Raw genomic sequence first — 17,438 nt, forward strand, 5'->3', positions numbered from 1 at the left:
CAGGAGAAATTTGGTTTTCTTAGTATATCACGCATTGCTTGTGGATGTCAGCGAGCGATAGAAGGAAGGCGTGAGGCCGGCTTCGGCGCGCGCTATGTCGTTGAACGGCGCTTTCAGCGAACCGCGGAAGTTTGCGCGAACCAATTCCTGGAATGTGCGGGCCGGATCGCGTTTCTCGCGGGCGCAGAGAAAGCGAAACCACTTGGCGCCGACGGCGACGTGACCCTTTTCGTCATTGTAGATGACGTCGAGCACGGCGGCGCTTTCCATGTCGCCGGTCTCGCGCATCTTCGCCTGGAGCGCCGGCGTAACGTCCAGCCCTCGCGCCTCAAGTATCAGAGGTACGACGGCCAGGCGCGCGGTGAGGTCGGTGCGGGTCGCATGAGCTGCCTGCCAGAGACCGTCATGAGCGGGCAGGTCGCCATAATCGGCGCCCAGTTCGCGCAATCGATCCCGGACCATGCGAAAATGCTTCGCTTCTTCGAAGGCAACCTGCATCCAGCCATCGAAGAAGGAGTTCGGAACGGGTTCGGTCGCGAAGCGGGCGACGATGTCGAGCGCCAGATCGACAGCGTTGAGTTCGATATGGGCGATCGCGTGGAGTAATGCGATACGGCCCTTCAGCGTATGCAGTGAACGCTTCTCCATGTGCTTCGGCGGCACCAGTTCCGGGCGCTCCGGCCGGCCGGGCCGATCCGCCAGCGGCGGGTCGAGCGGCGAACGCAATGACAGTGTGCGGGCAAACCAGCGCGTCGCGGCCTCTTGCGCAAGGGTGGTCTTGCGATCGAGGTCGGTTGAGCGAATGGCAGCGATGGCGCCGCCGCGCAGCGATGTGATCGCATTCGGATTGCCTGCCATGCCGTCACAGCTCCTTTGATGCGGCGAGAACTTCCTCGGCGTGTCCGGCGACCTTGACCTTGTCCCAGATCCTGACGATCCGTCGGTCGACACCGATCAGGAATGTCGACCGTACGACCCCCATATAGGTGCGGCCGTACATGCTCTTTTCCCGCCATACGCCATAGGCCATTGCCATCGTCTTTTCTTCGTCCGCTGCAAGAGGGATCGAGAGGGCGTGTTTTTTCACGAACTTGTCATGGCTCTTGACGGAGTCCGGCGACACGCCGAGAAGGGCGACGCCTGCCTTGGCGAAATCGGCCGCGAGCGCCGTGAAGGAAATCGATTCGGTGGTGCATGCGGTCGTGTCGTCTTTTGGATAGAAATAGATAACCAGCGGTTTCCCAGCGAAATCGGCCAGGCGCACGTGCCCGCCGCCGTCACGCGGAAGGTCGAAATTGGCCGCATTGTCGCCAATCTTCAATTCAACAGGAGCAAGTTCCGTCACGGGAAAACCTTTCTTTTGCCGGTTTTTTAGATGACACACAGGGTGAGCCATATATACTGATCGGGTATGGCGTCCACATAGGACGCGGCGTCACCAAAAAAATTGCAGAGAACGAAAGGGACGCACAGGAGTGATCCGAGGCGAAAAGGTAACATTCCGCAAAAAGGATCTCGTGTCACTCGACCATCTGCCCTCCGCTCAGGTCGATGACCCTCTGATCGTGCATGTGCCCGAACGCTCCCGCCGCAGTCGCTCTCATGTCTGGCATGTCTGCCGTATAACGCTGGTTTTCTTTGCATTTCTCGCCGTCATTCTGGGTGGGGTGATCGTTACCATAGAAAGCGGCATCTTCGATCAACCGCTGTCGCAAAAGGCGCAGGTCGCTCTCGATAAGGCCATCGGGCCTCGCTACAAGGCAGAGGTCGGCGCAACCGTTGTTCGCTTCACCTCCGGCCTGCGATTGGCGCTTGAGGCGCGCGACGTCAACGTCATCGATCAGGATAGCGGCAAACATCTGTCGACCATGTCGGTGGTCAATATGGAACTGGATCCGCTGGCCCTCGTCGAAGGGCGCGTGGAAGTGGCGAGCGTAGCGGCTGAGGGAATAGCGCTCGACACCTCGTTGCTGCCGCAAGGCGATCCGGTCGATCTTACCGCATTGCGCGTCGACGCGCTGCCGAAGGCCCTGGCCGCAGCCTTTGACAATCTCGATTTTCTTGAGCGATTCGTGCAGCGTGGCGGTACGAGTTCCGTGCATATTTCGGGCTTCTCGGTAAAGCTGGCGCGCGCTGAAGCGCCGCCGATCGCGCTGGTGGTCGACAACCTTACTTTCGAGCGGGTAGAGCCGAACCAGCTGCATCTCTACGGGCAGGTTGCTGTCAATGGATCCGTCGCAACTCTGGATATCAAGGCTGAGCAGACGGAAGCCGGCCATAGTTCCTCGCTGATCGCGAAGATCGCCAATCTCGACCTCAAGCCGCTGACGATGGTTTACGATGTGACCGGAACTCCGCGACAGGGTTTGATGAGCTTTGCCGATGTGACGCTTTCGGCGATCAAAGGGGCGTCCGGCACCAACCCAAAGCTTGAGACGTCCGTCAAGATCCAGCCCGGCGTGCTGTACATGGATCGCGATCCGCAGGATTTGACCGAAGCCAATCTCAATCTGGCTTACAATTTCGATCATCAGACACTCGAGATCGCGCCATCGACGATGCAATTCGTGAAGACGATCGTGCCGTTTTCCGGTGCATTGATCGATCTCGACCGTGTCGATGCCAATGCGGGCAAGGGGTTCGGCATCGATTTCCTGATCAAGAACGGCACGGCCGCCTCCTCGATCTCCGGGGAAAAACCTGTCAGCTTCGATGGTCAGGCGACGGGTCGTTTCCTGGCCGCAACGAAGGAATTTCAGTTCGACAATCTCGGCATATCGACGCCCCAGGGCGCTCTGTTCGGCTCCCTGCACATGAAGCTCGGCGACAGCTCGCCGGAAATCAGCTTCGGTGGACGTGCGGATCGGCTCGATACGACCGTGGTCAAGCAGCTGTGGCCCTTCTGGATGGCATCGAAGCCGCGAACCTGGGTCGAGAACAATCTATTCGGCGGCTCGGTGACGAATGCGGTCATATCCGTCTTCATTCCGGCCGGAAGGCTGCGCGAAGCTTCGCAGACCGGCAAGCTGCAGCTTGGTCAGAATGAACTGCATATCGCCTTCGATATCGATGGGACGCGCCTCAATGTGCCCGGCGATATTCCGCCGCTGCGTGATGCGAAAGCGCATTTCGACCTGACAGGCCCGAAAATGGTGGTCGCGATCGCCAGCGCCACGTCCTATTTTCCGACAGGACGCACCATATCGCTGAACAGCAGCAGCTTTTCGATACCCGCGACATATGACAAGCCCTTGATGGCCGATCTGGATCTCACGATCTCCGGCAGCGGCGACGCCATCGGCGAATTGTTGACTTACAAACCGGTTCAGGCGCTGCAGCGGACCGAGTTCAAGCCCGAGGATTTCAACGGCAAGATCGTTGCCAAGATCGATGCGCGGATCGGCCTCATCAACGACCAGAAGCCACCACCGCCGGACTGGCAGGCGAAGCTGACGCTCAATGACGTCGACCTGCTGAAGCCGATGAACAATCGCAAGATTACCAATCTGACCGGAGAGATCGATGCCGATCAGCAGTCGGTGGAGCTGCAGGCTCAGGCGCAGATCGACGGCATTCCCGCGCAGATCAACATGGTCGAGCCGACCGACAGCAAATCGACCGTCAAACGCGGCCGCGTGATAACGGCGACGCTGACCGATGCTCAACGCAACACCGTTCTGCCGGGCCTGCGCGACATGATCGACGGCCCAGTCAAGGTGGAGATGACGCGCATCGACGACGATCGACAGGGCGTCAAGGTCGATCTCGGCAAGGCCGCGCTGACCGTTCCCTGGATCGGATGGTCGAAGGGCAGCGGCATTCCGGCGAGTGCGCAGTTCGAAGCGTCCGGCTCCGACAATCAGATGGCGCTGAAGAACTTCGTGCTCAAGGGCGACGGTTTCGGTGCCGGCGGCGATCTCGTGATCAGCAAGGGAGTTCTGACAACTGCGAGCTTCGACGAGGTGAAGCTTTCCGCGCTCGACGATTTCGGACTGTCGCTGAAACACAGCAAAGGCGGCAGCTATGATGTCTCCGTATCCGGCAATTCGGCCGATATTCGCCCGATCCTGGCGCGCCTGAAGACATCGTCCTCCGGTGGGCGGCAGGGCTCCGACGATTCGGCGAGCGCAAGTGCGACCGTTCGCGTCGATCTCAACAAGGTTGTCGGGTTCAACGATGAATCGATCGGCAATCTCAAGGGCGTCTATTCCATCTCCGGCGGCAAGACGACGGCTGTTGATTTCTCCGGTATTACCCGTAGCGGCGAGGCCTTCGTCACGCAGATGAGCAAGGGCAGTAATGGCGTGATCCGCATTACCAGCGGCGACGCAGGTGCGGTGGCGCGTTTCACCGATCTCTACAAGCACCTGAAGGGTGGCCTGCTCAATCTGTCGTTGCGCTCGATCGGGCAGGACGACTGGGACGGCTCGCTGGATATCCGCAACTTCGCCATCATCGACGAAAAGAAGCTTTCGACCATTGTTTCGACGCCGAGCGGCAAGAACGGTAAGAGCCTGAACGCGGCAGTGAAACAGAATATCGATACGCGGGCGCAGAATTTCGAACGAGGCTTTGCCCGGCTCGTGCTGCGCGACGGAACGCTGTCGGTCGAGAATGGTGTCGTCCGCGGCGTGCAGGTTGGAGCGACCTTCCAGGGAACGGTCAAGGACGCCAATGGCAAGATGGACCTGACCGGAACCTTCATGCCCGCCTATGGCCTGAACCGCCTGTTCGCGGAAGTTCCGATCGTAGGCTTCCTTCTGGGCAACGGCAGCGACCGCGGCCTCATCGGCATTACCTTCAGGCTAACGGGCAGTTTCGACAAGCCGACCATGCAGATCAACCCGCTGTCGATCATTGCACCAGGGGTGTTCAGGTCTATCTTCGAGTATTGACGGTCGGAGAGGTCTTCACGGGTCGAAGACCCGACCTCAGACGCGATCAGCTCGCTTATATCTTTTGAAGTTCGCAGGCACCCGGCATTGAAGTCTGCTAATGTCGCGATCAAACAAATTCCGGAGATAGTCGTGTTGATCAATCTCAGTGGATGGCCAGGTGTCGGGAAGCTGACGACGGCACGCGAATTGCGAAAGCTCATCGGCGGCAGACTTCTGGACAATCACACCATTAGGAATGTCGGCAAGGCGCTCGCGGAGGGAGGGACTCCCGAATATTACAGCGTGGTACGCGCTGTGAGGACGGTGGCTTTCGCTGCGGTTCTCAAGCTGCCGCCGGCCTTGCCCGTCATCTTCACGAATGTGGTTGCTCGTGGCGGCTCCAGCGGCTTTCTTGAGGAGAACTGGCAAGCCTTGCTTGATCTCGCGCATGCGCGAAATTGTCCTCTCTTCGCCGTCACGCTCACCTGTTCCACCGTTGAAAACGCTCGCCGAATTGTTCGCAGCGATCGCGGCGTTCTGCAAAAGAAACAGAACCCCGAGCTTCTGGTCGAGTTGATGAGAACGCGCTCGCTCTTCGACGACGGCGCGACTTTCCGAACCGTCATCGACAACACGGAACTATCGCCTCAGGAAACCGCTCATCGCATCAAGGAATGGATCGAGAACATTGGTGCAAACAGTTCGGAATAGGGCGATCTGCGGTCGGCATGAATGATCAGTCAACCGCATCTCGCATCTGAGCTTCTTGCGTGGTGCTTCCGCCAGACTGAAGGCTTTATCGATGGACCGACCAAATCAAGGATTGAATTTCTTGAGCCATTCCAGCGTTGCCGGAACCATGTGGCTATCGATCACTTCGGGTCCGTTAAAGGCGCTGAAAACATGATCGGTGTCAAAGACGTCGAGCCGCTCATCGCCATCGTGGTAGTCCAGAAGGACCTGGCCGGACGCGGGTTGAGGCGTGACGGTCGTGTCCTTGCTGCCGACGATCACCTGCAGCGGTCCGGGGTAGTGCGCGATGGCCGCGATCGTGCTCGTGGTTGGCATCTCCTTATAGAAAGAAGCCTTGAGCGTCGTGTCTGCGCCCCAGGGCAGCTTGGCGGTGATCTCCGTATCCGGCGGACTGGACAATCCTTTCGCGACATTGTCGGCGCCAAGGAGGCCGCCATAGGTGTAGAGCGGCGTCACCACTGGCGCCCATAGGGTTACCGACTTCACGTCGGGACGTGCCCTTGCCACATGGGAGGCGACCAGGCCGCCCTGGCTCCATCCGAGGATGGATATCCGCGAACCGTCGACCTTGTCGCTTGCCTTAAGCCAATCGACTGCAGCGATGCCGTCCTTGATCTGGCCGGAAAACGTCGTGTCGGCCCACTTGCCCTCACTCTCACCCGAACCGCGAAAATCTATTCTCAGGCTTGCATAGCCGCTTTCGGCAAAGAGCCGCGCGCTGCGAGAAAACACGCCTTCCTTGGTGTCTTTGATCGCCAACTCGTCGCGCGTGCCGCCGAACCCATGAAACATGACGACGACGGGGGCCTTGGGGTTGCTATCGATGGTCGACAGCGTGCCGATTACCTTTTGGCCATCGACATCGAGCGTAATTCTCGTTTCGGCAGCGGAGGCGACACCTGTGATGGTTATCGCAACCAAACACGCCAATCCGACCCCATACGCCGTGTTCATTCCAAACATCTGATCCCCCCACGATCGCGATCTTTTCGATATCGTCAAAGGCTAGTGAAGGCGGGGAGTGGGGTCAAGGAAAAGGAGGCCTTGCCCGTCTGCAGCAGACGAAGGCGATCGCCGGAAGGGTGGCAAAAGAAAAGGCCGGCTTAATATGCCGGCCTTCGGTGTTTTCGATCCACAATGCTGGCTCAAGCAGCCGGGCGGATCAGGATGTGCTTCTTCTTGCCGAGCGACAGCTTGATGACGCCGTCGGCGGTGATTTCGCCGCTGCCGATGACCAGGCGTTCGTCGCTGACTGGTTCGTCGTTGATGCGGACGGCACCGCCCTGGACGTGGCGACGAGCTTCGCCGTTCGAAGCGGCAAGGCCGGCGCGAACGATCAGCGAGAGAAGCCCGATGCCTGCCTCGAGTTCAGCGGGGGGAACATCAACCGTGGGCAGGTTTTCGGAGAGCGCGCCTTCTTCGAACGTTTTGCGTGCCGTTTCAGCTGCCTGCTCGGCCGCTGCGCGGCCATGCAGAATGGCGGTCACTTCGGTTGCGAGGATCTTCTTGACCTCGTTGAGCTCGGAGCCCGCGATGGCGGAAAGCCGCGCGATCTCATCCATCGGCAGAGTGGTGAACAGCTTGAGGAAGCGCGGAACGTCGGCGTCCTCGGTGTTGCGCCAGTATTGCCAGAAATCGTAGACCGGCAGCAGATCGGCGTTGAGCCAAACGGCGCCAGAAGCCGATTTGCCCATCTTGGCGCCGGAAGAGGTCGTCAGCAGCGGCGAGGTCAAGGCGAAGAGCTGCTTGGTCCCCATGCGGTGACCGAGGTCGATGCCGTTGACGATATTGCCCCACTGGTCCGAGCCGCCCATCTGCAGGCTGCAATCGTAGCGCTTGGCCAGTTCGACGAAGTCATAGGCCTGCAGGATCATGTAGTTGAATTCGAGGAAAGACAGCGATTGCTCGCGATCGAGCCTCGTCTTCACGCTGTCGAAGGACAGCATGCGATTGACCGAGAAGTGACGGCCGACGTCACGCAGGAATTCGAGGTAGTTGAGCGAGCGGAGCCATTCTGCGTTGTTGATCATCAACGCATCCTTGGGGCCTTCACCATAAGTAAGGTAATTCGAGAAGCAGCGCTTGATGGAGGCGATATTGTCCTCGATCATATCGATGGTCATCAGCTTGCGCGCCTCTTCCTTGAAGGAGGGATCGCCGACCATGCCGGTGCCGCCGCCCATCAGGGAGATCGGCCGGTGGCCGGTCGCTTGCAGCCAATGCAGCATCATGATCTGGGTGAGATGGCCGACATGCAGGCTCGATGCCGTCGGATCATAGCCGATATAGGCCGTCACGGTTTCCTTCGCGAAAAGGTCGTCGAGGCCTGTTTCATCGGAAATCTGATGAATGAAGCCACGTTCTTGCAGTGTGCGCAGGAAATCGGATTTGAACTCAGCCATGATCTTGGTCTCTCAGGGCCGCATCGAAGGACGTGCGGCAAACTCACTATTGTTGGATGTTGCCGGGCGCGTTTAGCATTGATTTGCTGGCGCGTCACCATTTTGGTTCAATGGGAATGCCGGGTTTTGGCGGGCTGGCCGGGGGCTGTCGGCATTTGTAAGCCATCACGTCTCAATGTGAACGCATCGTAACATCGCCCCGAAGCTGCCGTGTATTCGCCCGAATCGAATCCTAACCCTTTGTTGTTGATCCCTTGTGCGCCACATGTTTCGTGAAAGAAACCGGTATGTCACCTTTGCTTTCGATGATGGGATTGTCGTTTAAAAAGACGATCTGTGCGTTCTTCGCCTTGATGTTGGTTTTCGCCGGGCTTGCGGGCATGAGCCCCGCCCGAGCGCAAGGCTCCCCTGAAAAGAGAATAGCGTTTGTCGTGGGCAACGCCGCCTATAAGGCAGGCGCCTTGCCGACGCCGGCCAATGATGCCGGTCTCATCGCCCAGACCTTGCAGGCCGCCGGCTTCGACGTGATCGGAGCGCGCGACCTCGACCAGAACGGTTTGCGCGACGCGATGAGAGACTTTCTGACGAAAGCGAACGCGTCTGGGCCCAACACCGTCGTCTTCGTCTATCTGGCGGGCTATGGCGTACAATATCAGGGCGATAACTATTTCGTTCCCGTCGATGCCCAGATGGCCAATGCGACCGATGTTCCGGTCGAGGCGCTGCGGATCACTGATTTCACGAAATCGCTGGCATCGCTGAACAATCGCGGCAGTATCATCGTGCTCGATGCGGCGAGAGCCAATCAGTTCGTGCAGTCCAATCAGCCGCTCGCAGGCGGACTGGCGCTGGTCGATCCGGATGCCAATCAGCTGATTGCCTTCAATGCGGCTCCGGGTACGGTCGCGCCACAGGAGGCGGGGCCTTATGGCTCATACGCGCATGCCCTGGCTGAAATGATCCGCGTTGGCGGCCTGTCGCTCGATGATGTGTTCGATCGGACACGCCTGCGGGTCAGCGATCTGACCAAGGGCGCGCAGATTTCCTGGGATGCCTCCAAGTTCAAGAACGCCTTCACCTTCTTCGATCGTGGCCCCGATGCGCCAGCCGCTCAGGTCTCCAGCTACGACAATGCCGCGATCCGGACGAAGGCGATCCGCGACTTCGACGAGCGTGATGCCTATTTCGCCGCGCTCGATCGCGATACGCTGCAAGGCTACGAGGATTTCCTGGCTGCCTATCCGAATGATGCGATGGTAAAGCGCGTACGTGCCATCGTGGCCGCTCGTCGTGAAGCAATCACCTGGCGCGAAACCTGGCGTGCCGATACGCCCGAGGCCTACTGGTCTTATCTGAGGCGCTATCCGCGCGGCCCGCATGTATGGGACGCCCGTCGCCGGCTCGAGCATTTCGAGGCAGCGATTGAGCCGCCGCCGTCGTTTGCCGTGATCGAGTATGACGTACCGCCGCCACCGCCGCCGGAGATCGTCTATATCGATCGGCCCGTGCTCTATTTTGACGATGCGGATTTCGGCTATGCGCCGCCGCCGCCCGTGGTGTTCCTAGCGCCGCCGCCGCCGGACTTCGTCGTGCTCGCGCCGCCTGCGCCCGCGGTCGATCTCTACGTCTTGCCCGAGCCGGTTTACGTTCCCGTGCCGCAATGGGTCGAACCGCCCCGCGATATCGCACCGCCGGAAAACAACGTCATCTTCAACAACATCCACAATACCGTTGTGAACAACACGGTGATCAACAACACGACCGTCAACGAAAACGGTGCCGCTCCGGCAGCGCCAGGCTTGACGACGGGGCAGAAGTTGGTCGGAGCCGCCGTGATCGCCGGCGCAGGGGCTGCGGCACTCCATGTTGCCCTGCCGCCCTCGGTTCAGAAGAAGGCTGCGGTTCTGCAGAAGCAAAATCCCGCAGCTGTCGTGAAAGCCGCGCCTGGAGCCGCTCCCGCCGTGGCGCCCTCGGCACCGCCGCAAACAGGAAATGCCGCTCATGCGCTGCCCGGCGCCAATGGCCAACCGCTGCCGGCTGCCGGCAAGCTGCCGACCACTCCCGGTGCCGCTCAGGTGCAAAAGCCTCAGATCGCGCCGAATGCCGTGCACAACCCGGCTGTCGCCACCCAACCTGGCCAACCGGGCACGAATACCAATGCCCACGCTCTTCCGGGAACCAATGGTCAGCCTTTGCCAGCCGGTGGCAAACTTCCAGTCACCCCCGGTGCAGCTCAAGCAAATCAAGCCAAGCCTGGCCAGCCGGGCAACAATGCCAATGCGCATGTGCTTCCCGGTGCCAAGGGTCAGCCTCTGTCGCCTGCTGGTAACGCGCCTGCCGCGAAGGGCCAAAATCAGATTGCCAAGTCCCCGGCACCCAAAGCCGCTCCGGCAGCAACGCCGAATTCCCTGGCCTCCGCACCAAAGCCTAATGCTCATGGCCAGGTATCAAAGCCGGCATCGCCGACCATCGTTGCCAAGGCTCCGCCGAAACCGAGGGCCGTTGTCAACAACCGACCGCAAGTGAGCAGTCAGCCTCGCGTCGCCGTGCAACCGCCTCGGCAGGCTAATCCAGCAGCTGCGCAACCACGGCCGGTGCCGCATGTCGCCGCTCAGGCGAGGGCGCCCGCGCCGCCACCACAGGCTCAACCGAAGCCGCAGCCGCAGCCCAAGATCGTGCAGCAGAAACCACCGGCACCTGCGCCGCAGAAGCCGCCGGAAAAGAAGAAAGCATGTGGCGCCCCCGGTCTGCCTGCATGTCACTGACCGATGATATCGACCGATCATATGAAGGCCCGCTTCGGCGGGCCTTCGGATTAGAAGCCTTCGCTTGATCGTCTTGTAATCATCGCGTGTGCTGAACACTTACCGCTCGGCTTGCGATTGACTTTGGCGTATAGATTTCGGTGGATTTGAACCCACAGGGAAAGCGGGCAGGCAAATGAGTGACACCATCATTCTCGAAACCCCACGCCTCGTTCTGACAATGTGGGATCGCAAGGATGCCGATATTATCCGGCAGCTGCATTCGTCGATCGAAACCACGCGCTATCTTTCCGGCGGTGCTCCATGGACCATGGAGAAGGCGGAGGAACGCTTGCGAAGCTGGTTCGATGAACATGCGCGAGAGGGCACGACCAAATACAAGATGCTCCGACGTGATGACGGACGCTTCATCGGCCGAGCCGGCTTTTCGCGTTTCCATGAGCGTGGACGAGGTGAGTTCGAACTCGGCTATTCGCTTCGGCAGGATGCTTGGGGCAACGGCTATGCGACGGAGATTGCCGGTGCACTTGCGAAGTGGTTTTTCAGCCGCGGTTTCGCTGATCGATTTATCGCGTTTGCGCATCCGGAAAACGCTGCGTCACAGCGAGTTCTCCAAAAAATCGGCATGCAATATGAAGCAACGATCGCAGTCGGCGGCGCTCCGGGACTTTGCTACAGGATGTCACGCTAGGAGCAGTTCAGCGCAAGGTGCGGAGCGGTTTCCGACCTGAATTGCTTAAAACAACGAAATAGAGCGTTTCCGTGTTTCAGAGAACGGCGGAAACGCTCTTGGAGAAGAAGGCGCTTCTTAGCGGATGCGCTTGGCTGCCGGTTCCGGCACCAGTTCGCCGTTCAGGCGGCGATCGAGATAGTCTTCGCATTCGCCGAGCAGAGTCTCGACCTGGCCGTTGAAGAAGTGGTTGGCGCCCGAGACGATCTTGTGCGTGATCAGGATGCCCTTCTGCGTCTTCAGTTTCTCGACGAGACCGTTGACGTCCTTTTCCGGAGCGACCTTGTCGGCATCGCCGTTGATGATCAGGCCGGAAGACGGGCAGGGTGCGAGGAAGGAGAAGTCGTAGATATTCGGCTGCGGTGCGATCGACATGAAGCCTTCGATCTCCGGACGGCGCATCAGCAGCTGCATGCCGATCCAGGCGCCGAAGGAGTAGCCGGCAACCCAGCAGCTTTTCGAATCAGGGTGAAGGCTCTGCACCCAGTCCAGCGCCGATGCGGCGTCGGACAGCTCGCCGGCGCCGTGATCGAATTCGCCCTGGCTGCGGCCGATGCCACGGAAGTTGAAGCGAAGAGTGGTGAAACCGCGCTTCTGGAACATATAGAAGAGCTGGTAGACCACCTGGTTGTTCATCGTGCCGCCGAACTGCGGATGGGGATGAAGAATAATGGCGATCGGGGCGCTTTTTTCCTTCGAGGGCTGATAGCGGCCTTCGAGGCGGCCTGCGGGGCCGTTGAAAATAACTTCGGGCATCGATACTCCGGCTCTTCTTTTTTTCTGCGTTCAAACCCAACGGCACGCAGCAAGTTGACTTGACGAATGCGCTCAACTTTTCTAGAACGCAGTTTAGAACAATTCGAAACTTGATGCGGTGTTCCGCGCGTTGCTTTTTCAACGCTGTGTGGAACGTGTCATAAGGCATGCCCGGCTGAAATTTCAAGGAAAATGAGCCGGGAGTAGCAAAGCAACTGCAGGCAGGAAGACGATCATGGCGGCAACGCGCCTTTATCTCGACTGGAATGCCACCGCGCCCCTTCATCCGGCGGCGCGGGATGCGATGCTACGTGCGATGGATATCCAGGGCAACCCCAATTCCGTACATGGGGAAGGCAGAGCCGCCCGCGCCGCCGTCGAGGCCGCGCGCCGTCAAGTGGCAAGCCTTACCGGTGCCGAGCCTGCGCATGTGGTGTTCACCAGCGGCGCCACCGAAGCGGCCAACATGGTGCTGACGTCGGAATTCCGCATGGGGCGAACGCCGCTTGCCGTCAGCCACCTTTATATATCCGCGATCGAACATCCCGCCGTTCGGGAGGGTGGACGCTTTTCGAAGGATAGAATCAGCGAGTTACCGGTAACTCCTGATGGCATGGTTGATTTGGCCTCTCTGGAGACGATGCTGGCTGCCCATGACAAGGCAAGCGGCTTGCCGATGGTCGCCGTCATGCTTGCCAACAACGAGACCGGAATTCTGCAGCCTGTGGCGGAGGCGGCGCAGATCGTTCAGGCCGTCGGCGGTCTTTTCGTCGTCGACGCGGTTCAGGCGGCCGGCCGGGTGCCGATCGATATCAATGCGATCGGCGCGGATTTTCTTATTTTATCCTCGCACAAAATCAGCGGTCCTAAGGGGGCCGGCGCTCTCGTCTCGCGCGGCGAGGTGCTGATGCCGAAGCCGCTGATCCACGGCGGCGGTCAGGAAAAGGGTCATCGCTCGGGTACGGAAAACACTTTGGCGATCATGGGCTTTGGAGCGGCGGCAGAAGCTGCGCTCGCGGGTCTTGATGATCGCAATACCGGGATTGCCGCGTTGCGCGATCGGTTGGAAGAGGGCATGCAGCTTGCTGCACCCGACGTCATCATTCATGGCAAGGGCGGAGCTCGGGTGCCGAACACCAGTTTCTTCACCTTGCCGGGTCTGAAATCCGAGACCGGACAGATCGCCTTCGATCTGGAAGGCGTCGCTATTTCGGCTGGATCGGCCTGCTCATCGGGCAAGGTCGGCGAGAGCCATGTGCTCATGGCGATGGGATGCGATCCGAAGCTCGGAGCTCTCCGCATTTCGCTGGGCTCCACCACGAGCGTTGAAGATATAGATCGTGCGATTGCGGCCTTCGCCCGCATCGCGGGTCGGCGCAAACTGGCGGGTGCCGCGGCCTAACGGCCACAAATTTGCGGAAATGGAAATTTCCGCTTGCCAAGCGGGATGAAAAGTCCCTTTTGGCCGACTACATAGGGGGCAGACATAAGTCTGCCGCAACGTTGACAAGCTGCCGGACCTTGGATCCGGCGAGATTGGAGAACGAAATGCCTGCAGTCCAGGAAACAGTCGATCAGGTTCGCCAGATCGACGTGGACCAGTATAAGTATGGTTTCGAAACCACTATCGAGGTGGACAAGGCTCCCAAGGGCCTTTCCGAAGACATCATCCGCTTCATTTCTGCCAAAAAGCAGGAGCCGGAATGGATGCTGGAATGGCGCCTCGAAGCCTATCGCCGCTGGCTGACGCTTGAAGAGCCCACCTGGGCGCGCGTCGACTACCCGAAGATCGACTTCAACGATATCCACTACTACGCCGCGCCGAAGAGCACTTCGGGTCCGACCTCGCTCGAGGACGTCGATCCCGAGCTTCTGAAGGTCTATGAGAAGCTTGGCATTCCCTTGCGTGAGCAGGAGATTCTTGCCGGCGTCAAGACGTCGAAGATTGCTGTCGATGCCGTGTTCGATTCCGTCTCGGTCGTTACTACCTTCAAGGACGAACTGAAGAAGGCCGGCGTGATCTTCATGTCGATCTCGGAAGCCATCCGCGAACATCCGGATCTGGTGCGCAAGTATCTCGGCTCCGTCGTGCCGACCTCGGACAATTTCTATGCGACGCTGAATTCGGCTGTCTTTACCGACGGTTCCTTTGTGTTCGTGCCGAAGGGCGTTCGTTGCCCGATGGAACTGTCGACTTACTTCCGTATCAACGAGAAGAACACCGGCCAGTTCGAGCGCACGCTGATCATCGCCGAAGAGGGAGCCTACGTCTCCTATCTCGAAGGCTGCACGGCGCCGCAGCGCGACGAAAATCAGCTGCACGCGGCCGTGGTCGAGCTGGTCGCGCTCGATGATGCCGAAATCAAGTATTCGACGGTGCAGAACTGGTATCCGGGCGACAAGCACGGCAAGGGCGGCATCTACAATTTCGTCACCAAGCGCGGTGATTGCCGCGGCCATCGTTCCAAGATCTCCTGGACCCAGGTTGAGACCGGATCGGCGATCACCTGGAAATATCCGTCCTGCATCCTGCGCGGCGACGACAGCCGCGGCGAATTCTATTCGATCGCTGTTTCGAACGGCCATCAGCAGGTCGATAGCGGCACGAAGATGATCCATCTCGGCAAGAACACGTCGAGCCGCATCATCTCGAAGGGTATCGCTGCCGGCGTGTCGCAGAACACCTATCGCGGCCAGGTCTCGGCTCACCGCAAGGCGTCGAATGCGCGCAATTTCACGCAGTGCGACTCGCTGCTGATCGGCGACAAGTGCGGCGCGCATACGGTGCCCTATATCGAGGCCAAGAATTCGTCCGCGCAGTTCGAGCATGAGGCGACGACGTCGAAGATTTCCGAAGACCAGCTGTTCTACTGCCTGCAGCGCGGCATTCCCGAAGAAGCGGCGATCGCACTGATCGTCAACGGCTTCGTCAAGGAAGTGCTGCAGGAGTTGCCGATGGAATTCGCCGTCGAAGCGCAGAAGCTGATCGGCATCTCGCTCGAAGGCAGCGTCGGCTGACGTCCACGAAACAGAATTAGCTTTGGCGCGCCAGGCGTGCCGCATATTCATTCCTGCGATAGGATTCTAAAATGCTTGAAATCAAGAACCTGCACGCCCGTATCGCCGAAGACGGCACCGAGATCATCCGCGGCCTGAACCTCACCGTGAAGGCTGGTGAAGTTGCCGCCATCATGGGCCCGAACGGCTCCGGCAAGTCGACACTGTCCTATATCCTCGCCGGCCGTGACGATTATGAAGTCACCGAGGGCGAGATCCTCTACAACGGCGAGAACATTCTCGAACTCGACGCTGCAGAGCGTGCGGCCAAGGGTATCTTCCTGGCCTTCCAGTATCCGGTCGAAATCCCGGGCGTTGCCACCATGCAGTTCCTCAAGGTTGCGCTGAACGAACAGCGCAAGGCGCGCGGCGAAGACGAGTTGACGACGCCGGATTTCATCCGCCGCGTCAAGGATGCCGCCGGCAAGCTGCAGATCAACATGGACATGCTGAAGCGCCCGCTCAACGTCGGATTTTCCGGTGGCGAGAAGAAGCGCGCCGAAATCCTGCAGATGGCACTGCTGGAGCCGCAGCTTTGCGTGCTCGACGAGACTGACTCCGGCCTCGACATCGACGCCCTGAAGATTGTCGCTGACGGCGTCAACGCGCTGCGCTCGCCCGATCGTGCCGTGATCGTCATCACCCACTATCAGCGCCTGCTCGACTACATCGTTCCGGACACCGTTCACGTCCTCTACAAGGGTCAGGTGATCAAGTCGGGCGACAAGACGCTGGCCCATGAACTCGAAGCAAACGGCTATGCCGACATCATCGGAGCTGCAGCCTGATCGGGGCGGAAAGGATACGTCGATGAACATTCAGACGACGAACCGCCCGACATCAGCCGAAACGGCGCTGATCGAGGCGTACAACAATCAGCTCGGCGATCTGCCCGGTGACGGCGAGGTTTTCGCCGTTCGCGATCGCCTGCTCGATGACCTGAAGACCGCAGGCCTGCCGACGCGCCGCGTCGAAGCCTGGCACTACACCGATTTCAAGAACCTGCTGCGCCTGGTGCCGAGCGACATCGGCAAGGGTCTCGTCGAAGTGCTCCCGCCGACGGTGGAGGGGTCTCCGGTTATCGCGGTTCTCCAGGGCAGGGCGAGCGAAAAGGCTGCCGTCAAGAAGCTGACGGTGGGCCGCTATGCCGATAGCCTGGCCAATGGCACTGCCGCTACCGGTCTCGAAGCTCTTGGCGCGGACGACGCTGTCGGACGCATCAATGCCAGCTTCGTGCGCGACGGCTACGTTATCGATTTCCCCGATGGCACAGAACTCGACGCGCCGCTCGAAGTGCAGTTCATTCATGCCGGCGGTCAGATTCACAGCCGTCTTCCAGTGTCCTTCGGTGCCGACGTCAAGGCGACGGTGATAGAGCGTCATCAGGCGGTCGAAGGTGCTGCCGCACTGGTCTCGTCAGTGAGCGAGGTCAAGATCGGCGAACGAGCCGACGTGACCTGGATCATCCTGCAGGAGCAGGGTAGCGAAGATACGCATCTCGGCCAGATCCGCGTCGATCTTGGCACGGACGCCAAGCTGAAACTGTTCGTCATCAATGCCGGCGGCAAGCTGGTGCGCCAGGAACTGCATGTGAAGGTGACGGGCGAAGGCTCCGAACTGGCCCTGCGCGGTGTCAACCTGCTGGGTGGCGATACGCATACCGACGTGACGATGGTGCTTGGCCATGACGTGCCGAACACCAGCTCGACGGAAGTCATCCGCAACGTGGTGTTCGATCGCGCGCGCGGCGTCTTCCAAGGCATGATCCGGGTCGCACCGGATGCGCAGAAGACCGATGCCAAGATGGCCTGCAATACGCTGCTGATGTCCGACGATGCCGAGTTCTCGGTGAAGCCCGAGCTCGAAATCTTCGCCGACGACGTTCAGTGCGGCCATGGTGCGACGGTTGCCGATATCGACGCTAACCATCTCTACTACCTGATGGCGCGCGGCATTCCGAAGAACAAGGCTCGCGCCATGCTGGTCAACGCTTTCGTGGCCGAGATCGTCGAAGAACTGGAAGACGAAGCACTGGTCGAGGCGCTGGAAGGCGTTATCTCCGGCTGGCTGGAAAAGCACGCCTGATTGGAGGCAAAGC

At 59.7% G+C, this 17,438-nt stretch carries 13 protein-coding genes; 8 read left to right on the forward strand and 5 right to left on the reverse strand.

Features of this window, described 5'->3' with window-relative positions:
• Positions 1-27 precede the first annotated feature (27 nt).
• Positions 28-858: a ferritin-like domain-containing protein gene (locus tag ACIQJ2_RS13305; RefSeq protein WP_400669287.1), complete on the reverse strand. Its 831-nt coding sequence runs from the start codon at positions 856-858 to the stop codon at positions 28-30.
• Positions 859-862: 4 nt separating this feature from the next.
• The gene (locus tag ACIQJ2_RS13310) at positions 863-1,345 is read right to left on the reverse strand and encodes a peroxiredoxin (protein WP_400669290.1); all 483 of its coding nucleotides are present in this window, start codon (positions 1,343-1,345) and stop codon (positions 863-865) included.
• Between the two features lie 130 nt (positions 1,346-1,475).
• Between ACIQJ2_RS13310 and ACIQJ2_RS13315 the strand changes: the two genes are divergently transcribed.
• Positions 1,476-4,895: a DUF3971 domain-containing protein gene (locus ACIQJ2_RS13315; protein WP_400669293.1), complete on the forward strand. Its 3,420-nt coding sequence runs from the start codon at positions 1,476-1,478 to the stop codon at positions 4,893-4,895.
• 132 nt (positions 4,896-5,027) lie between these two features.
• Entirely contained in the window at positions 5,028-5,588 is a 561-nt protein-coding gene (locus tag ACIQJ2_RS13320; protein ID WP_400669296.1) for a hypothetical protein, read from the forward strand.
• A gap of 105 nt (positions 5,589-5,693) precedes the next feature.
• Here the strand turns inward: ACIQJ2_RS13320 and ACIQJ2_RS13325 are convergent, their stop codons facing one another.
• Together ACIQJ2_RS13325 and tyrS are read right to left on the reverse strand one after the other, a co-directional pair.
• Positions 5,694-6,551, reverse strand: coding sequence for an alpha/beta hydrolase family protein (locus ACIQJ2_RS13325; RefSeq protein WP_400669299.1), 858 nt, complete (start codon positions 6,549-6,551; stop codon positions 5,694-5,696).
• A 224-nt stretch (positions 6,552-6,775) separates the two neighbouring features.
• Positions 6,776-8,032 carry a tyrosine--tRNA ligase gene (gene tyrS, locus ACIQJ2_RS13330; RefSeq protein ID WP_400669302.1) on the reverse strand — a complete coding sequence of 419 codons (1,257 nt, stop codon included), beginning with the start codon at positions 8,030-8,032 and terminating at the stop codon, positions 6,776-6,778.
• Between the two features lie 287 nt (positions 8,033-8,319).
• On the opposite strand from tyrS, the gene ACIQJ2_RS13335 reads away from it, so the two are divergent.
• Positions 8,320-10,797 (forward strand): caspase family protein, encoded by a 2,478-nt coding sequence (locus ACIQJ2_RS13335; protein WP_400669305.1) that lies wholly within the window; start codon positions 8,320-8,322, stop codon positions 10,795-10,797.
• 175 nt (positions 10,798-10,972) lie between these two features.
• Entirely contained in the window at positions 10,973-11,488 is a 516-nt protein-coding gene (locus ACIQJ2_RS13340) for a GNAT family N-acetyltransferase (RefSeq protein ID WP_400669308.1), read from the forward strand.
• 117 nt (positions 11,489-11,605) lie between these two features.
• Here ACIQJ2_RS13340 and ACIQJ2_RS13345 read toward each other — a convergent pair whose 3' ends face one another.
• A complete protein-coding gene (locus ACIQJ2_RS13345) occupies positions 11,606-12,283 on the reverse strand; it encodes an alpha/beta hydrolase (protein ID WP_112797490.1) in 678 nt (225 codons plus the stop codon).
• Between the two features lie 235 nt (positions 12,284-12,518).
• Here ACIQJ2_RS13345 and ACIQJ2_RS13350 point away from each other — a divergent pair, with 235 nt between their 5' ends.
• The 4 genes from ACIQJ2_RS13350 to sufD all read left to right on the forward strand — a co-directional run bounded on the left by ACIQJ2_RS13350 (position 12,519) and on the right by sufD (position 17,425).
• Positions 12,519-13,685 (forward strand): cysteine desulfurase family protein, encoded by a 1,167-nt coding sequence (locus ACIQJ2_RS13350; RefSeq protein WP_400669319.1) that lies wholly within the window; start codon positions 12,519-12,521, stop codon positions 13,683-13,685.
• Between the two features lie 146 nt (positions 13,686-13,831).
• Complete coding sequence (gene sufB, locus ACIQJ2_RS13355; protein ID WP_199148826.1) at positions 13,832-15,301, forward strand: Fe-S cluster assembly protein SufB; 1,470 nt, start codon at positions 13,832-13,834, stop codon at positions 15,299-15,301.
• Positions 15,302-15,372: 71 nt separating this feature from the next.
• A complete protein-coding gene (sufC, locus tag ACIQJ2_RS13360; RefSeq protein WP_199091291.1) occupies positions 15,373-16,128 on the forward strand; it encodes a Fe-S cluster assembly ATPase SufC in 756 nt (251 codons plus the stop codon).
• A gap of 22 nt (positions 16,129-16,150) precedes the next feature.
• Entirely contained in the window at positions 16,151-17,425 is a 1,275-nt protein-coding gene (gene sufD, locus ACIQJ2_RS13365) for a Fe-S cluster assembly protein SufD (protein WP_199148825.1), read from the forward strand.
• Positions 17,426-17,438: the final 13 nt, after the last annotated feature.

It is taken from the genome of Rhizobium sp. NPDC092011, from assembly GCF_044756305.1.
Classification (GTDB): Bacteria; Pseudomonadota; Alphaproteobacteria; order Rhizobiales; family Rhizobiaceae; genus Rhizobium.